The organism is Halomonas almeriensis, assembly GCF_030409235.1.
GTDB classification, from domain to species: domain Bacteria; phylum Pseudomonadota; class Gammaproteobacteria; order Pseudomonadales; family Halomonadaceae; genus Halomonas; species Halomonas almeriensis.
In genome coordinates, this window is the sequence record NZ_JAUFPO010000013.1 from 1 (window position 1) to 2,454 (window position 2,454).

1 protein-coding gene and 1 pseudogene are annotated in these 2,454 nt (G+C 55.1%); both read left to right on the forward strand.

What is annotated here, in order from left to right:
* Positions 1-165: 165 nt before the first annotated feature.
* Positions 166-1,733, forward strand: a pseudogene (locus QWY74_RS12035) (IS3 family transposase).
* A gap of 460 nt (positions 1,734-2,193) precedes the next feature.
* Positions 2,194-2,454 (forward strand): hypothetical protein (locus QWY74_RS12040; protein ID WP_290314388.1); only part of this gene is annotated, 261 nt, incomplete at its 3' end.

Consider the following 2,454-nt stretch of genomic DNA (forward strand, 5'->3'; position numbering starts at 1 on the left):
GTCGGTCGATGCCAGCAATCACTCGGCTCAACACCCGCATTCAGAACCCTGATGAATAAGGCGGGCTAAACCAAGGCGAACCAAGGGCTGGCCCCCAGTGTCAGGATGATTGTCGTGCCCTCTGATATCCTGTTCTTAAATACCAGGGGGCGATAGGAGCCATTCATGCCTCGTTACTCTGAGGAACGCCGACAAGCCGTGGTCGCCAAGCTGCTGCCACCCCACAACCTATCCGCTTATGAGGTCGCTGAGCAGGAAGGTATCTCCGTGGCCACCGTCTACAAGTGGCGCAAGGAAGCCCGTGCCGAAGGGCGCTGCCTTCCCGATGCCTCTGATCAAGGCAGCTCAGGATGGTCTTCCCAGGACAAGTTCGCCGCCGTGGTCGAAACCGCGCCCATGAACGCCGAAGACGTCGCCGAGTATTGTCGCCGACGTGGACTGTACCCTGAGCAACTGCAGCGCTGGCGCCATGATTGTGAGCAGGCCGCCAGCCTGTCCCATGAGGAACGTCGCCGTGAGGCCGATGACGCCAAGCAGCAACGCAAACGCATCCGAGAGCTGGAGCACGAGCTCCAGCGCAAGGAAGCGGCCCTGGCCGAGACCGCTGCCTTGTTGACGCTGCGAAAAAAGGCCCGAGCGATCTGGGGGGACGAGGAAAAATGATCAGTGGCCCGGATCGCCAACATGCCGTTGAACTGATCGACGAGGCCCGCGCCAATGGCGCGCGTCTCGCCCCTGCTTGCCGCATGCTCGGACTGACAGCCCGTACGTATCAGCGTTGGACACGTGGCCCTGTCCTCCGGGAGGATCAACGCCCTTTTACCGAACGGCCGGTGCCCGCTAATGCCCTGACATCGGCCGAAGAACAGGACGTTCTCGACGTGTGCCATCGGCCGGCTTTCGCCGGCCTGCCGCCCGACCAGATCGTCGTGCGACTGCTGGATGAGGAAAGCCGCCACCTTGCCTCGGTATCGACGTTCTATCGCATTTTGCGGCGCCATTATGAAGTGGTTCACCGTGGGCGTGCCAGAGCGCCGAAACATCACGCCAGGCCCACCACCTACCGGGCATCCGCGCCTAACCAAACCTGGTCCTGGGACTGCACCTGGCTTGGCGGGCCCATTAAGGGGCAGCATTACTACCTGGTGATGATCCTCGATATCTTCAGCCGCAAGGTGGTGGGCTGGGAAGTCTTCCTGTCGGAATCGGCGCACAACTCGCGCACCGTCCTCGAACGGGCAGTGCTCGCCGAGCAAGTCGTCAATCAGCCGCTGGTATTGCATGCCGACAACGGTAGCCCGTTCAAGGGCGCCACGCTGCAAGAGAAGCTGCGCAACCTCGAGATTACGCCGTCCTACAGTCGGCCACGCGTCAGCAACGACAATCCTTATTCTGAGGCGGCGTTTCGAACCTGCAAGTATCGGCCCGATTATCCGGTGAATGGTTTTGCCAGTATCGAGAAAGCACGGCAATGGGTTCAGAGCTTCGTGAACTGGTACAACCATGAGCATCGGCATAGCGGTATTCGGTTCGTTACGCCAGCACAACGGCATGCTGGCGAGGATAAGGCCATACTGAGAAAGCGCCACGCCCTGTATCAGGCCGCACGCCGGAACAACCCGGCACGATGGAGTGGCAAGACCCGAAACTGGTCACCCATCAAGGTGGTTACATTGAACCCTGAACGAGAGCCAACAACGCCGCAGACCTGTCGCAAACCAACTGCAGCGTAAAAAGCATCAGAGGCGACAACTACCTTGACAGTCACCGCTGGTTGGAAGCAGTTTGTGCGCCTTGGCTGATAACCGTCTCGATAGTCATTGTTACGCTGTTACTTGTGCCGCATGTCGCACGCGATATCTGTTGTCATCGGATGATCAATTGGACCGTACGTATCTCTCGATTGGTTGTTGGCGGACCCGTTTGCACAAATCACTACCTCTTTGTCCTGATCCCGCTTTGTGCGAGGCCGCCTGGATCGTGGCACGTTATCGGTGTAGAGTTTAGAGTATTAAATGTAGGCTTTTACCAATTTAGCCAGATTCTATACTCAGAGTTTGTGTTAAACTCGTCTTCCATTTTTGTCAATATATAGAAATGGGAAAAGAATATTAAAAGTATGCCATCAATCTGCAGAAAAAATTTTCTGGCTCTGCTCTTTAGTCTATAGTTATATTGTTAACGGAGGTTTTTGTGTACAAAAAAGATGGTCTTATATTTCTTGATCTTCATAAGTCAGGGTCTTCTTCTATACAGAAGATGCTATATGATTATGTTGATGATAAGGGGGACTTTTTTAAGAAGCATGAGCCAGTGAAGGGAAGGTATAATCTATCCGATATTGCCTTTATGGCTGTTAAGTGCTTATCCAAAATTAATCGCGCACTCAGTGCCATAGCCACTGAGCAGCCGGTGTACCTCATCACAGAGGCGGTCAAACGAGAGGTATGCACT